This window comes from Neorhizobium sp. 2083, from assembly GCF_031455615.1.
Taxonomy (GTDB): Bacteria; Pseudomonadota; Alphaproteobacteria; order Rhizobiales; family Rhizobiaceae; genus Neorhizobium.
Genome location: NZ_JAVDTC010000001.1, coordinates 356,983 through 375,716 on the forward strand (window position 1 = coordinate 356,983; position 18,734 = coordinate 375,716).

At 61.8% G+C, this 18,734-nt stretch carries 20 protein-coding genes; 13 read left to right on the forward strand and 7 right to left on the reverse strand.

Annotated features, from left to right (window positions below):
- Positions 1–57: 57 nt before the first annotated feature.
- The 7 genes from J2X76_RS01790 (at position 58) to amn (ending at position 4,132) form a co-directional block, all read left to right on the forward strand.
- Positions 58–279: a hypothetical protein gene (locus J2X76_RS01790; RefSeq protein WP_113129900.1), complete on the forward strand. Its 222-nt coding sequence runs from the start codon at positions 58–60 to the stop codon at positions 277–279.
- Between the two features lie 86 nt (positions 280–365).
- Positions 366–632, forward strand: coding sequence for a hypothetical protein (locus J2X76_RS01795; protein WP_310212431.1), 267 nt, complete (start codon positions 366–368; stop codon positions 630–632).
- Positions 633–736: 104 nt separating this feature from the next.
- Positions 737–1,024 (forward strand): hypothetical protein, encoded by a 288-nt coding sequence (locus tag J2X76_RS01800; protein WP_113129898.1) that lies wholly within the window; start codon positions 737–739, stop codon positions 1,022–1,024.
- Between the two features lie 82 nt (positions 1,025–1,106).
- On the forward strand, positions 1,107–1,370 hold the full coding sequence (locus J2X76_RS01805) for a hypothetical protein (RefSeq protein ID WP_113129897.1): 264 nt from the start codon (positions 1,107–1,109) through the stop codon (positions 1,368–1,370).
- A gap of 453 nt (positions 1,371–1,823) precedes the next feature.
- On the forward strand, positions 1,824–2,105 hold the full coding sequence (locus tag J2X76_RS01810) for a hypothetical protein (protein WP_113129896.1): 282 nt from the start codon (positions 1,824–1,826) through the stop codon (positions 2,103–2,105).
- Between the two features lie 279 nt (positions 2,106–2,384).
- The gene (locus J2X76_RS01815) at positions 2,385–2,555 is read left to right on the forward strand and encodes a hypothetical protein (RefSeq protein ID WP_162732364.1); all 171 of its coding nucleotides are present in this window, start codon (positions 2,385–2,387) and stop codon (positions 2,553–2,555) included.
- 74 nt (positions 2,556–2,629) lie between these two features.
- Positions 2,630–4,132: an AMP nucleosidase gene (amn, locus tag J2X76_RS01820; protein ID WP_310212437.1), complete on the forward strand. Its 1,503-nt coding sequence runs from the start codon at positions 2,630–2,632 to the stop codon at positions 4,130–4,132.
- Between the two features lie 47 nt (positions 4,133–4,179).
- Here amn and J2X76_RS01825 read toward each other — a convergent pair whose 3' ends face one another.
- Positions 4,180–5,292, reverse strand: a complete 1,113-nt coding sequence (locus tag J2X76_RS01825) for an acyltransferase (protein WP_310212440.1) — start codon at positions 5,290–5,292, stop codon at positions 4,180–4,182.
- A 181-nt stretch (positions 5,293–5,473) separates the two neighbouring features.
- Entirely contained in the window at positions 5,474–6,424 is a 951-nt protein-coding gene (locus J2X76_RS01830) for a lysylphosphatidylglycerol synthase transmembrane domain-containing protein (protein WP_310212443.1), read from the reverse strand.
- Between the two features lie 85 nt (positions 6,425–6,509).
- On the opposite strand from J2X76_RS01830, the gene J2X76_RS01835 reads away from it, so the two are divergent.
- The gene (locus J2X76_RS01835) at positions 6,510–7,529 is read left to right on the forward strand and encodes a glycosyltransferase family 2 protein (protein ID WP_113129892.1); all 1,020 of its coding nucleotides are present in this window, start codon (positions 6,510–6,512) and stop codon (positions 7,527–7,529) included.
- Positions 7,504–9,006, forward strand: a complete 1,503-nt coding sequence (locus J2X76_RS01840) for a glycosyltransferase family 39 protein (protein ID WP_310212447.1) — start codon at positions 7,504–7,506, stop codon at positions 9,004–9,006. Before J2X76_RS01835 ends, J2X76_RS01840 begins: the two co-directional genes overlap by 26 nt.
- Before the next feature lie 55 nt (positions 9,007–9,061).
- On the opposite strand, the gene J2X76_RS01845 is transcribed toward J2X76_RS01840, so the two are convergent.
- Complete coding sequence (locus J2X76_RS01845; protein WP_310212450.1) at positions 9,062–10,429, reverse strand: aspartate aminotransferase family protein; 1,368 nt, start codon at positions 10,427–10,429, stop codon at positions 9,062–9,064.
- A gap of 77 nt (positions 10,430–10,506) precedes the next feature.
- Here J2X76_RS01845 and J2X76_RS01850 point away from each other — a divergent pair, with 77 nt between their 5' ends.
- Complete coding sequence (locus tag J2X76_RS01850; protein WP_310212453.1) at positions 10,507–11,841, forward strand: glutamine synthetase family protein; 1,335 nt, start codon at positions 10,507–10,509, stop codon at positions 11,839–11,841.
- On the opposite strand, the gene J2X76_RS01855 is transcribed toward J2X76_RS01850, so the two are convergent.
- On the reverse strand, positions 11,838–12,569 hold the full coding sequence (locus J2X76_RS01855; RefSeq protein WP_310212456.1) for a hypothetical protein: 732 nt from the start codon (positions 12,567–12,569) through the stop codon (positions 11,838–11,840). The two genes, J2X76_RS01850 and J2X76_RS01855, sit on opposite strands and share 4 nt — an antisense overlap.
- Before the next feature lie 379 nt (positions 12,570–12,948).
- Between J2X76_RS01855 and J2X76_RS01860 the strand changes: the two genes are divergently transcribed.
- The gene (locus J2X76_RS01860) at positions 12,949–13,692 is read left to right on the forward strand and encodes a GGDEF domain-containing protein (protein WP_310212459.1); all 744 of its coding nucleotides are present in this window, start codon (positions 12,949–12,951) and stop codon (positions 13,690–13,692) included.
- 41 nt (positions 13,693–13,733) lie between these two features.
- Here the strand turns inward: J2X76_RS01860 and J2X76_RS01865 are convergent, their stop codons facing one another.
- On the reverse strand, positions 13,734–14,672 hold the full coding sequence (locus tag J2X76_RS01865) for a diacylglycerol kinase family lipid kinase (protein ID WP_310212462.1): 939 nt from the start codon (positions 14,670–14,672) through the stop codon (positions 13,734–13,736).
- A gap of 281 nt (positions 14,673–14,953) precedes the next feature.
- Here J2X76_RS01865 and J2X76_RS01870 point away from each other — a divergent pair, with 281 nt between their 5' ends.
- Positions 14,954–16,207 (forward strand): MFS transporter, encoded by a 1,254-nt coding sequence (locus J2X76_RS01870; RefSeq protein WP_310212465.1) that lies wholly within the window; start codon positions 14,954–14,956, stop codon positions 16,205–16,207.
- Positions 16,208–16,417: 210 nt separating this feature from the next.
- On the opposite strand, the gene J2X76_RS01875 is transcribed toward J2X76_RS01870, so the two are convergent.
- Positions 16,418–16,813 carry a helix-turn-helix domain-containing protein gene (locus J2X76_RS01875; RefSeq protein WP_113129884.1) on the reverse strand — a complete coding sequence of 132 codons (396 nt, stop codon included), beginning with the start codon at positions 16,811–16,813 and terminating at the stop codon, positions 16,418–16,420.
- 123 nt (positions 16,814–16,936) lie between these two features.
- Between J2X76_RS01875 and J2X76_RS01880 the strand changes: the two genes are divergently transcribed.
- Complete coding sequence (locus J2X76_RS01880) at positions 16,937–17,953, forward strand: zinc-binding alcohol dehydrogenase family protein (RefSeq protein ID WP_310212468.1); 1,017 nt, start codon at positions 16,937–16,939, stop codon at positions 17,951–17,953.
- A 76-nt stretch (positions 17,954–18,029) separates the two neighbouring features.
- Here J2X76_RS01880 and J2X76_RS01885 read toward each other — a convergent pair whose 3' ends face one another.
- Complete coding sequence (locus J2X76_RS01885; protein WP_113129882.1) at positions 18,030–18,641, reverse strand: L,D-transpeptidase; 612 nt, start codon at positions 18,639–18,641, stop codon at positions 18,030–18,032.
- Positions 18,642–18,734 lie beyond the last annotated feature (93 nt).

Here is an 18,734-nt window from a genome sequence, read left to right on the forward strand (position 1 = left end):
ATCCGCAGGCCAGGTCGCAAACTAAGCGCCGCGGACAACTCTGAAGGGACTACCACAATGACCAAGATCACTTCCGCTATCGCCGCTGCCCTCATCGCTTCGGCTTCCTTCGCTTCCGTCGCTCTTGCTGAAGGCGACTATTACGAAGGCGCTTCCAAGGCTTCTGCTACCGTCGATCATGTTCAGACCGGCAGCATCGCCAAGAACCAGGACGCCAGCCAGGTTCCGGCTGCGCTCGGCCGTGGCGACTACTACGACGGCGCAAACCGCCCGAACTAACCGCAGTTCATCAAAACACCGAAACAATTTCCGCAGGCCAGGTCGCAAACTTTGAAGCCGCGGAACACTCTGAAAGGATTACCACAATGACCAGGATCACTTCCGCTATCGCCGCAGCCCTTATCGCTTCGGCTTCCTTCGCCTCCGTCGCTCTTGCCGAAGAAGGCGACTACTACGAAGGCGTACAGCCCACCGAGCAGGCACAGGCCGTCCATGGCGCCCGCGTAGACAGCTTCGGCTATACCGGTTCGATCGCCCGCGCCAAGGCTTCCACTTCCTCGAACCAGTCGTTCGACGGCACGGTTACCCTGAACCGCGGCGACTACTACGAAGGCGCAGTTCGCCCGAACTAATCGAAGTTCGCCCGAGCTGCTCCGCAACTCATCCAAGACAACCCACATCCGCCGGCCAGGTCGCAAACTTTGAAACCGCGGATCACTCTGAAAGGAATAGGACAATGTCCAAGATCACTTCGACGATCGCTGCTACGCTGATCGCTTCCGCCTCCTTCGCCACGGCCGCTCTTGCAAGCGGCGGCACCTATTACGAAGGCGCCGTCGAACCTGCTCCCAGCCAGCCGGTTGCCTCCAGCCATCAGGCTGCTGCTCCGAAGGTCCGCCATCCGGGCGTCAGCTACGGCTACACGGGCTCGGTCTCCAACGCCCAGGGTTCCAGCCACTCCTACGACGGCACTGTCACCCTGAACCGCGGCGACTACTACGAAGGTGCAGTTCGTCCGAACTAACCTCAATCGAAGATAACCGAATATCGCCCGCAGGCCAGGTCGCAAACCATGACGCCGCGGGAACTCTGAAAGGAATAAGACAATGACCAGGATTACTTCCGCAATCGCCGCAGCGCTTATCGCTTCGGTTTCGTTCGCCGGCGCAGCACTTGCCGAAGGCGACTATTATCAGGGCGTCCAGAAGACGAGCCCTGCCGCCACTTCCATCGACCGCACGAATACCGGCAGCATCCGCATCGATCGCCAGGACGGCCAGCTTCCGTTCAACAATGGCGGTGGCCGCGACAACCGCGCTTCCGATCTGAACAGCGGCGACTATTACAGCGGCGCAAACCGCCCGAACTAATTCTTGAGTTCGCTCGCGATCGATAGTCGCACAGAGGCGTGAGCCCCGTGCGGGATCGGACAGACTGAAAACATGGTGGGAAAAATGAAATACCAGCCGCTTGCGCGGCTGGTATTCGCAGTTCATTCAAGACACCGATTGGAAAGACGGGTCGCAATCGTCTTTCCGGTGCGTGATGGCCAGACTCTGAAACCAGCCATCGAGTTCAAGATTAAGTGAAGCTTTTCCACGAATCAATCACGATGACGCTCTTCCCCGTGAGATTCGTTATTTTCCACCCCAGGTGGCGCCCCCTTTCTTCACGAATCCCGCCGTTTCTCGACCCCGAAACCGGAGTTGCGGCACTGTCCTTTCATTTTTGCTGGAACGATCCGTCCTGCGGGGGATTTGTACCTTCGACGGAGCGAGGCTAGATCGCTCCGCGCCCAAGAGAACATTGGAAAGGACAGGAAAATGAAGACCTATCTGACTTCCGGTATTGCCGCTCTTATCGTTTCGGCAGGTTTCGCCGGTGCCGCCATGGCACAGAATGCCGTTTATCCGGATCCGGATGGCCTGCCGCAGTCCCCGCCGACCATCCAGCAGGATCGCGGCTATGATCGCGGCCCGGCCGTTGACACGATGCCGACCGGCAGCATTTATCCAAGCACCCGCGGTGCGAGCGGCAACGCCGATCTTGATGGCGCGCAGGACGAAGGCGACTATTACGACGGAACGATGCGTCCGCATAACTAGCAGTTGCTTCAAGATACCGCGTCCCGCGCGGTCGCGCCAATTCGCGGGATGATCTCTTCACCAACAGATCCATGAGAAGCCGGCCCTATCGGGCCGGCTTTTTCGACGGCTGGTTCGTCCTTCATCGATCGCAGCCCGGGCGTGCCATTTCGCAGACGCCGCTGCGATCCTCCCTCTCCCGCCGGCGTTAATCACCCTGAACGGGTGATGAACCCGACCCTCAGCACGCATTCAGGCACTCGCCTTTATTCTGCCGTCATTGGCTTTGGGGAGAGAACCATGACCGTCCTTGCACGCCGCCTGACAATCGTAACGCTGATCATGACCATTTTTGCCTTCGTCTTCAGCGCGCTCGCGTCCGCTCCGGCGCGCAACGATCTGCGGGTGCATCTGGGCACCGCGGCCCCCTGCTATCATCCCGCCTCGCTCGACTGCGTTGCGGCACTTTGAAAAGTTCATGTGGTCAACCGGCAGGAAGGTTCCAGCGTCGTTTGATTGTTATTGAGTTCTCTCTATAATAGCGCATGAACACACGAATCTTTTCCCTGACCCCGCTTTCCTTCATCAGCCCGAGCCCTTTCGAGCCGCGTGTCTTCGACAATCCGGCCGAGGCGGTCGACGCCCTGACAGAGCTCTATGAGCGCAACACGCGATTTCTGATCGATGCGTTCGGAGCACTGGCCGACGGCGCTGCCGTAACCGGCCGTTACCGCGCCTGCTATCCCCAGGTCAGCATCGAGACGACCTCGTTCGGGCATGCGGATTCGCGTCTCTCCTATGGCCACGTGTCGTCGCCCGGCGTCTATACGACGACCATCACCCGGCCAAAACTGTTCCGGCATTACCTGAAGGAACAGCTCGGGCTGCTGATGCGCAACCACGGCGTCCCGGTGACGATTTCCGAATCGACGACGCCGATCCCGCTGCATTTCGCCTTCGGCGAAGGCGCGCATGTGGAAGCGTCGGCGACCAGTTCGCTCGCCGACATTTCGCTGCGTGACCTGTTCGACACGCCGGACCTCAACAATACCGACGACCTGATCGCCAACGGCGAATACGACCAGGTGCCCGGCGAACCGGCCCCGCTTGCGCCGTTCACCGCCCAGCGCATCGACTATTCGCTCGCCCGCCTCAGCCACTATACGGCGACCAGTGCCGATCACTTCCAGAACTTCGTGCTGTTCACCAACTACCAGTTCTATATCGACGAGTTCGCGAGCTGGGCCCGCGAGATGATGGCGAGGGGCGGCGACGGCTACACGGCCTTCGTGGAGCCCGGCAATGCGATCACGCTCGCCGGCAGCGACAAGCCGGAAACGCCTGCCTTGGTGCGCATGCCGCAGATGCCGGCCTACCACCTGAAGAAGAAGGGCCATGCCGGCATCACGCTCGTCAATATCGGCGTCGGCCCTTCCAACGCCAAGACGATCACCGACCATATCGCCGTGCTGCGCCCGCATGCCTGGCTGATGGTCGGCCACTGCGCCGGCCTGCGCAACAGCCAGCGGCTGGGCGACTATGTGCTGGCGCATGCCTATGTGCGCGAGGACCACGTGCTCGACGACGACCTGCCGGTGTGGATCCCGATCCCGGCGCTTGCCGAAGTGCAGCAGGCGCTGGAAAGCGCCGTCGAGGAAGTCACCGGCTACCAGGGTTTCGAGCTGAAACGGATCATGCGCACCGGCACGGTCGCGACGATCGACAACCGCAACTGGGAACTGCGCGACCAGCGCGGGCCGGTCAAGCGCCTCTCCCAGTCGCGCGCCATCGCGCTCGACATGGAATCGGCAACGATCGCGGCGAACGGCTTCCGCTTCCGGGTGCCTTACGGGACGCTGCTCTGCGTTTCCGACCGGCCGCTGCATGGCGAGCTGAAACTGCCGGGCATGGCGACCGCTTTCTACCGCACCCAGGTCAGCCAGCACCTGCAGATCGGCATCCGCGCCGTGCAGAAGCTCGCGGCCATGCCGATCGAGACGCTGCACTCGCGGAAGCTCAGGAGCTTTTACGAGACGGCGTTTCAGTGAATACAGCGGCCGGATGATTACGGAGCAGAGCGTGGAGCCACCCGGCTTCAGCTTTGAATTTCGGACAACGGCGCGGAAGACGAAAAGCGCCGTGAGATATTTTTCCCAAAGGCAACGAATCTCTGCTCGAAGGCATGGTAGGTTATGGCGGAGACGACTGTCCCGCATAGGCTGACCAGCAGGAACTTCGATGTCGGATTCTGAATCCAAAATCCGTCATACCGCGTCAATAACTCCAGCAATGGCATATGTGCAAGGTAAAGCCCGTAACTGACGATACCCAGGAACTGGGCCACCCGGTTGCCAAAGACCAGCGTGAACATGCGGCTCTTGGAGGAGCCAAATAATAAAAGCACCGTCGTGACCAAAGACGTGAATACCAATTCGTCGAAGAATATCTTCGCAAATACCCGTGGTGCACACATGTAGGCCAGTAAGAGTATCGCCGAAATTACGAAGGCCAGATTCCCGATGGCGTCGGAATGGCGGATATATGGTCTAACCCGATAGACCACGATGCCCAGCGCATAGCAGAGCGCGTAGGGAACCGGGCTCCATTGCATGGCAAGCGGCGCGTTTTCTCCGAGAAACGGAAAAAGAGTAGCCGCCCTTGCGGAGATGATGTGGACAATCAGGGAAACCGCGATCAACGCGGCAAGCTGTTTCGTGCCCCTAGACAATCTCATCATGAACGGGACGGCCAGATACCAAAAGACCTCGATCGGGATCGACCATTCAACGCCAATAATCGTGTTGGCGATCTGGAAATCGAGGAAGCTCAGGAAAGTCAGGTGCATGGCGATATTGTAAATATCGACCGGAACTGAAAATTGTTGCTGCCAATAGAGCGACGTGGTCCCCAGCAGGATCGACACCCCCAACCAGAAGTAATAAAGGGGCGCGATCCTCCAAAGTCGTTTACTGAGATAGCTTCGGTAATTACTCGACGCTTCGTAGGATGACGCTACGCTGAAACCGGAAATGACGAAAAAGACAAAAACACCCGCTGCACCGAAGTTAGCGATATTTTTTCCGATTTCACCTAATTCTCTAAAGCCGGCGCCTCCACAGTGAATCATGATGACTGCTAGAGCGGCGAAAGCCCGCATACCAGTAATAAAACTCGTATCACCATAACTTTTTTCAATAGCACTGGTCATTCTATATTTTAGTATTCAATACAATAATCATAGATATACTCCCCGATCGATATGGCTCATGCCCAAATCATCGAAGAAATACAACCCTATATTTCAGGGGGTAAGCCGAAATTATTTTGCTTTTTTTAGAAAAAGTGCCCGGAGGCGAAAGCCTCAATCAGACGATATATCTCAGGCGGGCTTAACCCCGCCTCGCCGCCAACAATGACAGCGCCGTCCCCACAAGCGACGAAACGATCACCAGCAGATGCGTGTTGACCGCCGCCTGGCCGAGCTCCTCCAATGGCAGCCCGGCCGTGTCGGCGCCGAAGGCGATGGCGCCGGCGGTGATGCCGGCGGGATAGGTGCCGACACCGGCGGGGGCGTGGACCGGAAGCACCGAGGAGAGCTCGCCGCCGAGGGCGCCCCCGAAGCTTGCGGCGACGGAGAGGCCGCCGAGCAGCCCGAGCACCCAGGCGAGCACGGCGATCTTGGTGAACCAGTTGATCAGGGTCGCGCCCCAGGCGCGGGCGAAGGCCTTGGCATCGACAGGCAGGCCGGCTTCGACCTCGTCGAGCAGTTTTTTCGCCTTGTTCGGCAGAGCCTTGGCCGCCAGGCGGAAAGCCGGCCTGCGCAGTGCAAAGGCGATGGCGGGCAGGATGAGGAAGGCGAGCCAGAGCGCCCAGGCCCAGAGTTTTCCCGTCTGCAGCGCCAGCCCCGTGCCGGCGGCGGCGAGCAGCGCATGCAGGTCGAAGAGCCGCATGACGAGGAGCGCGGCGGTGCCACGGGCGAGACCGAGGCCGAATTCGCGCTTCATCAGCAGCGGAAAGCTTGCCTCGCCAGTGCGGAAGGGCAGCATGATGTTGAGGAGATTGTGGACCTGCACGAGCCTGAGCAGCGTTCCGAAACGGCCGCCGGTCTCGGCCGGGAAATAGTCGTAGATGCGCCAGGTGCGCAGGACATAGGTGCCGAGCAGCAGCGTCAGCGCCACCGCTGCAGAGCCCCAGCCGGCGCCGCTCCACAGGGAGACGACGCTGCCCCAGCCCCAGACCCATTGGATGAAGGCGGCATAGACGAGGATGATCGCCACCGTCCCGAGCGTCATCGCGTGGCGAATTATCCACGCCCGGCTGGCAACCGGAGAATTCTTCATATAGTAGGGTGCCCCATGTGATATTTCGGGTCTTGCCGCCATCACGGCGCGCCGTTTCAAGCCCGTGGTTTAGGAGAAACGCAAGGTGCGTACAACAGCAGAGTCGGTGACGGGCCTCATCGAAACGGCCGAGCCGATCGAACTGTCCCTCGTCGTGCCCCTCTTCAACGAAGAAGAAAGTGTGCGCCCGCTGATCGAGCGGATCTGCGCAGCGATGTCCGGTTACGCCGCGAGCTGGGAGCTCATTCTCGTCGACGACGGCAGCACCGATGCGACGATCGCCAATGCCCGCGAGGCGCTGAACCGCCCCGGCCTCGACCTCAAGATCGTCGCGCTGCAGCGCAATTTCGGCCAGACGGCCGCCATGCAGGCCGGCATCAACCAGGCGGAAGGCCGACTGATCGCGACGCTCGACGGCGACCTGCAGAACGATCCCAAGGACATTCCCGGCATGGTCGCCGAGCTGGAGCGGCGCGAACTCGACCTTCTGGTCGGCTGGCGCAAGAACCGCCAGGACGGCCTGCTTCTGCGCAAGGTGCCCTCGTGGATCGCCAACCGGCTGATCGGCCGCATTACCGGCGTACGCCTGCATGACTACGGCTGTTCGCTGAAGATCTATCGCGGCTCGGTGATCAAGCAGGTCAAGCTGATGGGCGAGATGCACCGTTTCATTCCGGCCTGGGTGGCCGGCGTGGTGCCGAGTTCGCGGATCGGCGAAATGCCGGTGACCCACCACGCGCGCCAGCACGGGGTTTCGAAATACGGCATTTCCCGCACCTTCCGGGTCATTCTCGACCTGTTGTCGGTGATGTTCTTCATGCGCTTCAAGGCCCGGCCGGGGCATTTCTTCGGCTCGCTCGGCCTCGGGCTCGGAGCGCTGTCAGGGATCATCCTCTTCTACCTGTTCATCGACAAGTTCATCATGGGCAACGACATCGGGACGCGACCGCTGTTCCTCATCGGCGTCATGCTGTTCCTGTCGGCCGTGCAGATGATCACCACCGGCATTATCGCCGAAATGATCGCCCGCACCTACTACCGGGAAGATACCGCCCTCAGCTACATCGTCAGGGAAGTCTATGAGGGCGATCAGGCGCATCAGTGACGCGCTCGCCCGCCGTCCCGAACTCGTCCTCTGGCTGATCGCGGCTTATTACGTGCTTGCGATCATCCTCCGGGTTCTGAGGTCGGAGGCGCTGGAAAGCGACGAGGCGGAACAGCTCTACCAGTCGCAGTTCCTGCTGATGGGCTACGGCCGGCAGCCGCCGTTCTACAACTGGCTGCAATACGGCGTCGTCCATCTGATCGGACCGTCGATCTTCGCGATCTCGCTGGTCAAGAACCTGCTGCTTTTCCTTACCTGCGCGGTCTACGGACTTGCGGCGCGGATCCTGCTCAAGGACCAACGCCTTGTGGCAATCGCGATGATCGGCGTGATCGCCATGCCGGCGGTCAGCGTCATGGCGCAGCGCGACCTGACGCATGCGATCGCCACCCTGTTTGCCGTCGCCTTGTTCTTCTACGGCTTTCTGAAAACGCTGACGCAGCCGCGCCTGTGGACCTACCTCCTGACCGGGATCGCGGTCGGGTTCGGGCTGATCGCCAAATACAATTTCGTCATCGTGCCGGTTGCGGCGATCCTCGCCATCCTGCCGGAGCCGGACCTGCGCAGGCGCATCCTCGACTGGCGGATGGTCCCGGCGCTCGCAGTCGTCGCGGTCATCTGCCTGCCGCACGGGCTATGGGTGCTCGGCAATCTCGGGGAAGCGACGGCGGGGACGATCAAGGCGATGCGGGAGGATGCCTCCGGCAACCCCGTCCTCGACCGGCTTTCCGGCATCGGCACGCTGTTCGTCGCTATATTGACCGGCGGGCTGCCGGTGCTCGCCTTTTTCCTGATCGCCTTCCGGCGGTCACTCACCGATGCGTGGCGGGCGACGAACCAGTGGACGCGGGTGATCGGCCGGGCACTTCTCCTCTGCCTGATCGCTGTCGGCCTGATCGGGCTCGGTTTCGGCGCCACCAATATCAGCGAAAAATGGCTGTCGCCCTTCTTGGTTCTCTTGCCGCTCTATCTCTGCCTGAAGCTGGAAGCCGCCAAGGCGGATACCAGCCGGGGCATTCCGCGGCTGTTGTTTCCGGTCGCGATCCTGGCGCTCGGCTTCGTCGCCTATATCGCGCTCGGCAATGTCGTCGGCCCGCTCTTTGGCAATTATACCAAGGAAAATCTGCCGTCGGGACCGTTCATCGAACAGATCGCGTCGGAGCATCCCGGCCCACGACCAGCTTACGTGATCACCGACGATCCCTACCTTGCCGCCAGCGCCCGGCTGGAACTGCCGCAGGCGCGCGTGCTGCTGCCGAGTTTCGGGCAGACGCCACCGCTCGGCGAGGCGGAGCGGCGCCAGCCTGGCTTGATCGTCTGGCGCGATAGCACGCTGGCCGCTCTCAATCCCTATCTGCAGGCAAACGGAGTTGCGACGGAAGGGCTGGCGCCAGCGACCAAGGCCGTGCCTTATCTCTTCTCGGGCGGGCGGGCGAGCGTTACGTTTGGCTATGCGTGGGTGGAGCCGGGCAGATAGCTGCCGGCAGGCTCCTTCTCCCCCTCAAGGGAGGAGATTGACGCGCGGCGACCGCTCAGTCCCTTACGCTATCCCGCAGATGATCGAGCCCCGCGCGCAGCTTGTCGATCACCTCGTCCACCTCCGAGCGGCCGATCGTCAGCGCCGGCGAGGCGAGCATGCGGTCGCCGGTGGCGCGCATGATCAGGCCGTTTTCGACGCAATGATTGCGGACCAGGGTGCCGATATCGTCGGGCTTGGCGTAACGGCGGCGGGTGGCTTTATCGGCTGCGAGCTGCAGGCCACCGATCAGGCCGACGCTTTCGGCCTCACCGACCACCTCATGATCCTCGAGGCTCTTCCAGGCTTTCGCGAAATAGGGACCAATGTCGTCGCGCACACGTTCGACCAGTCCCTCCTCCTCGATGATCCGGAGATTTTCCAGCGCGGCTGCGGCCGCGACCGGGTGACCGGAATAGGTGAAGCCGTGGTAGAAATCGCCGAGCTCCTCGACCATTACGTCGGCGACGCGATCTGAGACGAGAACGCCGCCGATCGGCAGATAGCCGGAGGACAGGCCCTTGGCGATCGGTGCCAGATCCGGCTCGAAGCCGTAATATTGATGGCCGAACCACGTGCCCAGACGCCCGAAACCGCAGATCACCTCGTCGGAGACGAGCAGGATGTTGCGCGCCCTGCAGATGCGGGCGATTTCCGGCCAGTAGGTTTCGGGCGGAATGATCACGCCCCCTGCCCCCTGGATCGGCTCGGCTACGAAGGCGGCGACACGCTCCTCGCCGAGTTCGTCGATCTTTGCCTCCAGCTCGCGGGCGACCTTCAGGCCGAATTCGGCGGGCGAAAGATCGCCGCCCTCGGCATACCAATAGGGCTGGTTGATATGGTGGATGCCTTCGATCGGCAGGTTGCCCTGTTCGTGCATCAGCTTCATGCCGCCGAGCGAAGCGCCGGCGACGGTCGAGCCGTGATAGGCGTTTTTGCGGGCGATCACCTGCGTTTTCTCCGGCTTGCCCAGCGCCTTCCAGTAGACCCGTGCCATGCGGAACCAGGTGTCGGTCGCTTCCGAACCGGAATTGGTGAAGAAGACGCGTTTCAGTTTTTCGCCGGTATGCGAGGCGATCTTCTGGGCAAGCAGCGCGGCAGGTTCGGTCGTGGTGCCGAAGAAGGTGTTGTAATAGGGCAGTTCCTGCATCTGCCTGTAGGCGGCTTCGGCGATCGACTTGCGGCCGTAACCGACATTGACGCACCAGAGGCCGGCGAAGGCGTCGAGATATTTCTTGCCGGTTGAATCGTAGATGAAGACGCCCTCTCCGCGCTCGATGATCCGGGCACCCCTGGCATTCAGCTGCTTCATATCCGAGAACGGATGCAGGTGATGGGCGGCGTCGATGGCGGCGAGATTGGAAAGCGGGGGCATATCGGTCATGTCTCTGCCTCAGATTGTGCCGTCAATTCTTATCGGTTACGAACGGAGTTCCGCAACACCCGTCAAAAGACAATCCGATGGCTTCAGAGACCGCCCCGCCCCGCATCGAAATCCTGCTCGTCGGCATGAACGGCGACCTCCGCGGCAAGCAGATCCCGCTGGAAGCCGAAAAGAAGGTCTGGGATGGCACCGTGCGCCTGCCCACCTCCACCCAGTCGCTCGACATCTGGGGCTACGACAATGACGAGATCACCGGGCTTTCCATGTCGATCGGCGATCCGGACGGAGTGTGCATCCCGGACCGCCGCAGCCTGGTGCCGATGCCCTGGGCGCCGGAGGGCTCGAAACAGGTGCTTTCGACCATGCACGAATTCGACGGTTCGCCTTCCTTCATGGATCCGCGCGCCATCCTCACGGCCATTTTGAAACGCTTCGAGGAGCGCGGCCTGACGCCGGTGGTGGCGACCGAGCTCGAATTCTACGTGGTTGAGGACGACTGGCGCGAGACCGGCAGGCCGCGGCCGCCTGCAAAACTGATGTATCGCGACCAGCCGAACGGTTTCCAGCTCTACGACATGAGCGCCGTCGATGCGCTCGACGACTACCTGCAGACGGTCAGAACCTGGGCGAAGGCGCAAGGCCTGCCTGCCGACGCGACGACCGCCGAATTCGGCCCCGGCCAGTTCGAGATCAACCTTCTCCACCGCGCCGACGCGCTGGCGGCGGCCGACGACTGCATCTATCTCAAGCGGATCGCCGAACAGGCGGCTAGGAAGCATGGGCTGAAATCCACCTGCATGGCGAAACCCTATGCGGACCAGGCGGGGTCCGGCCTGCATGTGCATGCGAGCATTATCGACCGCGACGGCAACAATGTGCTGGACGCAAGGGGCGGGGACCCCGTGCGGCTCAAATCCGTGTGTGCCGGCATGCTGAAGACGATGCGCGACGCGCAGCTCATCTTCGCGCCGTTCGCCAATTCCTACCGCCGCTTCCAGCCGGGTTCGTTCGCGCCGGTCGATATCGACTGGGGTTTCGGGCATCGGGGGACCGCGGTGCGCATTCCGGATGCTGAAGGCCCGGCCGCCCGCATCGAACACCGCGTCGCCGGCGCCGACGTCAATCCGTATCTGCTGCTGACGGCCATCCTCGGCGGCATGCTGCTCGGCCTCGACGAGGTGCTCGATCCGGGCCCGGCAACCGAACCCGGTAAGGAGCCGCCGGCGGGCACAAAAAAGCTGACGCACGACTTCCTGACCGCGGTCGAGGACTTTTTCGCCTCCCCCTTCATCGCCGACGTGTTCGGCACGCGATACCAGAAGCTTTATGGCGATACGAAGCGCAAGGAGGCGATCACCTATCTGCGCACTGTCTCGGATTTCGACTACCAGACTTATCTACCAAGGATTTAGGGGACGGGTTTCGGGATCCAGGCCGCTAAGAGGATGTCCTTCACGTCGACGAACATCGGCGAGGGCTCGTCCGGCTTGAAGCCGAATGCCTTGCTCCAGGCGCCGAGATAGGATCCGAGTTCGTTGTAGAGCTCGCTGACTGCCGTCCGGTCGCCGGTCTTGTCGGCGAGGATTTCCTCCCGCTCGATGGTTTCCTGCAGGTCGCGGTAGGTACTGTTACCCTCGCTATCGGGGATGAGCACGATGATGCCGCCAACGCTGCCGTTCTTGTTCTCGAACTTCACCGAAAGCTCGATCTCGTCTTCCGTGAACCGGTCGCGGTTCTTGACGATCATCTGCGGCAGCACGATCGCAAACAGGTTCTCGCGCGAAATGCCGCCATGAGCTTCCTGCTGCTGCTTGACGAGCTGCATGAATTCCCATCCCTTTTCGGAGATGAGCTGCTTCAGCGTGTCCTTGACGGTCGGGTCGGTGACCTTGAATCGGTCGGAATCGATGAAGGCCACCGCCTCGGCAGCCAGTTCGCCTTTGGCGTCCAGCTCCATGAAGGCGAGGCTGACCGCAAAGGCGGCCTTCAACGTCTCTTCGGCAGGTTCGCCGGTAATACCGTTCGCCACCTGGACAAGATCGGCCTTCTTGTCCTTGTCTTCGTCAGTTTCGGCAGGTTGGGCATTCGCCTGCTGCAGGATCAGCAGGGCAGCGGGTTGGGTTGCGGAGATGGAAGTCATGCCGGTCCTCGTCCGCGACGCACCACCCCTGATGGGCATTGCCGCGATTTGCCGGGCGCTTCATGGCCAGATCAACCAATGATTCTATCAATGGTTGAGAAACTAGGGGCATGGAGTTAACGAGGCATGTATGGCCATATGCGAAAGGTTGTATTGGCGGCCGCGAACTTGCTTAGATCCCGCTGCCGTCCCGTTCCTGCGGCTGGTTACTCAGTCCGATGAGCTCGCCGCCGACAGCACTGCCTCACCGTAACAGCGACGATCCGCGGTAGCGCGAATAAGCATTGGCCGCACATGATCGATGTTTAGGCGAATGTTTCAACCTATCTTAAATTCATGAGGCCTAAAGGAGGATATTTGAAGTCTTGCGGCACATTCGATGCATATTGTTATCGCCAAGTCACTCCTTACCGGACTTTTGTCCCTCCTCGCATCCTTGGCCCTGTCGTTTACCTTCGTTCCGATACTGGGCGGGGAAGTAGCCGGTGCCGGCCTGGTGATGACCATCGTTTGCCCGCTTGCTATCTCCATTCCCGCCTCGGCGGTGCTTTTCAGCCAGTCAGAACGAGTTCGACGTGCGGAAGCCATGGCTTCTGACGCACTGACGAAGCTAGCCGCCGCCTACGAAGAACTCCACCGGCAGTCCCGCCAGGACGGATTGACCGGCCTGTCAAACCGCAGCGCCTTCATGGAGGAACTGCAGGCCTTCAGCCGGGAGGGTGTCACCGGAGCCCTGATTTTTCTGGATCTCGACCATTTCAAATCGATCAACGATCGTCACGGTCATGCAACCGGTGACGAGGTGCTTCGCCGCACCGGGCAGATGCTCGCCACGTATCGCGGGCAATTCAATATAGCGGGCCGCCTCGGAGGCGAAGAGTTCGCTCTCTTTCAGGCTGGCCTGACCGTCGACGAGATGTTGAGATGGTGCGAGGATATTCGAGAACTCATCGAAGGCCTGGATGTGCGCTCCGCCTCACGGTCGAGCGTGCAGGTGTCGGCCAGCATAGGAGCTGTCCACTGCGTTTCGGGCTTCGATCCTCAGGAATGTCTCAGAGCCGCCGATGTAAATCTATACGAGGCAAAATCGCTCGGGCGAAATCGGGTCGTTTCGTCCATCTGAAGAGGCGGCAGAACGGTTCGGATACCGCCCTGCAAACCTGCTCAAATCCCGCTGCCATCCCGCTCCTGCGAAACGTGCTTTTGCGGCTGGTTGACCAGGACGGTCAGTTCGCCCGCATGGATCTTCAAAAGCACGTCCCTGTCCATCGGCAGCAGTTCGCCGTCGATGACGCAGCGGATGTCGTGGCGCTCGCGGGGAAAATGCAGTTCCAGCTCGGTCGCCGTCATGGCGGTGACGGCGGCGTTTTCCTTGAGCCGGCCGCGCAGGATGTCGAAGGTCAGGCGCGCCACGCCGGCCGGGGTCAGCGGATCTGCGATGTAGAAGCCGAGATGGCCGCGCGTCAGGCTGTCGGCATACATCAGCGGATCGCGGCCGAACTCGTTGTTGGAGACGGAGATCGCCGAGACCTTGCGATGCCCGACCTGGCCGCCCGCATTGAACTCGACCTCGAATTCCGGGGGATTGAACATCACGCCGATCGCCGCCCGGGTGCTGGCCCTTATCTTGCCCAGCCGCGAGGCGAAGGTCATCGAATTGCGATAACGCACCATGCGGGCGTGCAGGCCGGCGGAAAACTGATGGACGAAGCTGTGACCGTTGGCGCTGGCGATGTCGATGCGTTCGGGCGTCGCCTCCGCCAGCGCATCCAGAACCTGCCAGATATCCAGCGGCAGTTTCAGCGAGCGGGCAAACAAGTTCATGGTTCCGGCCGGAACGACGCCGAGCGCGATGCCGCTCTTCCAGGCGATGCCGGCGGCGGCGGAGATCGTCCCGTCGCCGCCGCCGGCGATCAGGCCCTCGACACCTTGCGTCGAGGCCGCCTTTTCCATGGTGGCGACCACATCCTTGCCGGAGACGACATGGCACTCGATCTCGTGCCCGGCCGCCTTGAACGTTTCGGCGGCGCGGGCGCAATAGGCGTCCATGTCGGTGGTTCGGAATGTACCGCCATCGCGGTTGAAGACGGCAAACAGGTTCATCTGATCTCGCTTGCAAGGGCGCGGATTTCGCGGCGGGACAACGGCCCATCAGAGAAATGGTTGCGACACCGGGTTTTATCAACGGGGGCTCGCCACTCCCGCGAAATCACACAATCCCGTGAGCCGGCCAGCGGGCGGAGCTAAATCTCGCAGGAGCACTACCGCAACGCACAATGGCGTGCTACCTTTCACCCAGGTCGTTTCGATGACCCGCTCACCTCCAGAGCGGGTGGATGTCTCCCACATCTCACCCGCGTCTTTTTTCCTGCAGAATCAACTCCATGACCAATACCGCCGCCCGTTTCGAACCCGCTCGCGACCGTTCGGAACCCCAAAGCGTTGACACCGCGCCTGAAACCGCCCCGGAACTTTCGCGGCTCGCCGTCATCCTGATCGAGATTGCGCTTGCGGTCGGGGGATTCGGCATCGGCACCGGCGAATTCGCGATCATGGGCCTTCTGCCGGATGTCGCCTCCACCTATCAGGTCAGCATTCCGATGGCCGGATACGTGATCAGCGCCTATGCGCTCGGCGTCGTCATCGGCGCGCCGATCATCGCGGTCGCCGCCGCCCGGATGACGCGGCGCTCGCTCCTGCTGATCCTGATGACCGTGTTTGCGCTCGGCAATATCCTGAGCGCCATGGCGCCGGATTTCTGGAGCTTCACGGCCCTGCGCTTCATCACCGGCCTGCCGCATGGCGCCTATTTCGGGGTCGCGGCGTTGGTCGCCGCTTCGATGGTGCCGCCCAACAAGCGCGCCCGCGCCGTCGGCCGGGTCATGCTGGGCCTGACCGTCGCGACGCTTGTCGGTACGCCGATCGCGACCTTCATGGGCCAGGAGCTCCACTGGCGCGCAGCCTTCTTCCTGGTCGGCGGCATCGGCGCCGTGACGGTGGCCCTGCTCTGGTACTTCCAGCCGCGCGACACGGTGCATGAGGGCGCCAGCATCTGGCGCGAGCTCGGCGCCTTCGGCCGCGCCCAGGTATGGTTGACGCTCGGCATCGCCGCGGTTGGCTTCGGCGGCATGTTCTCGGTGTTCAGCTATATTGCCTCGACCACGACGGTGACGGCGGGCATGCCGGTCGGCATGGTGGCGATCGTGCTGACGCTGTTCGGCATCGGCATGAATGTCGGCAATATCGTCGGCTCGCGGCTGGCCGACTTATCGCTCAAGGGCACGATCGGCGGCGTGATGGCGTTCAACGTCATCGTCATGGGCGCCTTCGGTCTGTGGGCGCAATATCCGGTCGTGCTCTGCCTCTGCGTCTTCCTGATCGGCTGCGGCTTCGCCGCCGGTCCCGCCCTGCAGACGCGGCTGATGGATGTCGCCGCCGACGCGCAGACGCTTGCCGCCGCATCCAATCACTCGGCCTTCAACATCGCCAATGCGCTCGGCGCATGGCTCGGCGGCCTGGTGATTGCCTGGGGCTGGGGTTTTGCCGCGACAGGGTATGTCGGGGCGGTGCTGTCGCTATTGGGCTTTGGGGTGTTCGCGGTATCCGCGGCGCTCGACCGCAAGACTGCGGCAGGCTGAAAGCAAGCCGCTCCCTCACCACACCTCCGCCTTCGTCCGACGGACAGCCAGAGTCGAGCCAACGGTCTCGGCCCGTCCTTTGCACCCCGGATGCGAGGAACCGGCGCGGCAACCTCCCCTTCTCCCCTCAGGGAGAAGGTGGCCGAAGGTTCATGAAGGGAGCGCCCTCGTCCCGGTTTGCAGCCATGCCGAAATGCCCCGCTTTACCGGCTAAGCCGCCTTCGACGCGGCCTTTTCCTCCGGCATCATCATGTATCTTTTGCCGTTCTCGCAGACGAAATGGGTCTTGCCCCAGATGCGGAGCGCGGTGATGACCGGCTCGAGGCTCAGGCCGATCGGCGTCAGCGTATAATCGACACGCGGCGGCACGACCGGGAATATGGTGCGCGTCAACAGCCCCGCTTCTTCCAGCTCCCTGAGCTGCTTGGTCAGCATGCGCTGCGTGACCGACGGAATGCGGCGGCGCAGCTCGTTGAAGCGCAGAGTGCCGTCCTCCAGGAGATGATAGAGGATGACGCCTTTCCATTTTCCGTCGAGGAAACTCAGCGTCGTTTCGACCGGGCATCCGGGGAAATTGTCGGTCAGCTTGGCACGGGGTTTCGACATCGGAAGCGTCCTTTCACGGTATACTTTTCGGTACTATAGGCCAAAAATGTGCATTCTTGCGCTCGCTGGACATAGGCGCCATCTAGTTTCGCGACAACAGGACGCAAACCAAGGAGACTTCTCATGCGCGCCGTCGGCTTCAACACGCCCCAGCCCATCACCGCCGAAACCTCGCTGATCGACATCGAATTGCCCGTGCCGGAGGCGACCGGCCGCGACCTGCTGGTCGAGATCAAGGCGGTCTCTGTCAATCCCGTGGACACCAAGGTGCGCGCCTCGGCCCCGGTCGAACCCGGCCAGCACCGGATCCTCGGTTACGACGCGGCGGGCGTGGTCAAGGCGGTCGGGCCAGGCGTCAAACTCTTCAAGCCGGGCGACGAGGTCTATTATGCCGGCGTGATCAACCGGCCGGGCACCAATGCGGAATTCCATCTGGTCGACGAACGTATCGTCGGCTTCAAGCCGAAGACCCTGAGCTTCGAGGAAGCCGCCGCGCTGCCGCTGACGGCGATCACCGCCTATGAGGCGCTGTTCCATCGCATGAAGGTGCAGGACAAGGTGGCGGGCGCCTGGAACGCCGTGCTGGTCATCGGCGGCGCCGGCGGTGTGGGATCGATCGCCATCCAGCTGCTGCGCGAACTCTCCGACGTGACGGTGATCGGGACCGGCTCGCGGCCTGACACGCAGGGCTGGATCAAGGAACTCGGCGCCCATCATGTCCTCGACCATTCCAGGCCGATGGCGCCGCAGCTTGCCCAGATGGCGATCGGCGCGCCCGCCTTCGTGTTCTCGACCACCCATACGGAAGCGCATCTCAAGGACATCCTGGAGCTGATCGCGCCGCAGGGCCGTCTGGCGCTGATCGACGATCCGAAGGAGCCGATGGACCTGCGTGCCTTCAAGGGCAAGGCACTGTCGGTGCATTGGGAAATGATGTTCGCCCGGGCCATCTTCCAGACCACCGACATGATCGAGCAGCACAAGCTCTTGAACCACGTCGCCGAACTGGTCGATGCCGGAAAAATCCGCACGACGCTTGCCGAAACGCTGGGCCCGATCAATGCCGCCAACCTGAAGAAGGCGCATACGATGATCGAGAGCAACCGCACCCGTGGCAAGCTCGTACTCTCGGGCTTCTGACGGACGCTCGGACGCTGAAACAAAGAAAGCCCGCCGTGGCTGAAACGGCGGGCTTTCTTCGCGGCCTGGCGGTGGATCAGGCCTGAATGACGACGACCTTGGCGCCGACACTGACGCGGCTGTAGAGGTCGATCACGTCGTGGTTCATCATGCGGATGCAGCCGCTCGACATGGCAAGGCCGATCGATTCGGGCTGGTTGGTGCCGTGGATGCGGAAATGCGTGTCGTTGCCGCCGCGATAGAGATACATGGCGCGGGCACCGAGCGGATTGTTCGGACCGCCGGGCATGCCGCCCGCGAGCCTGCGATAGCGCTCCTCGCGGTTCTGCATGTTCTGTGTCGGGGTCCAGGTCGGCCACTCCGCCTTGCGGCCGACATAGGCATTGCCGGCGAGCGCCAGACCCTCGCGCCCGACGCCGACGCCGTAACGGATCGCCTTGCCGTTGCCGAGGATGTAATAGGCGCGCCGTGCCGGCGTATCGACAACCACCGAGCCGGCGGCATGCGGGGTGACATAGGCGACTTCCGTGCGGCGCAGTTCCGGCTTGATCTTGTCGACCGGCACCGTCTTCAGCGGGAACTGCTCGTTCGGCAGTGCTGCATAGTTCGTCTGATCGTTGATCGTGGAAGCGCAACCGGCCAGCAGCAGCGGCAGACCGGCAAGAAAGCCGCGACGGGAAATCGTCATGAATATGTCCTTGATGCGTCGAGAAGATGACGCCGAATTTAGGAATATTATGGTTAATGAAGTGCTAAAGGCGTCGGTATACTGACGTCATTG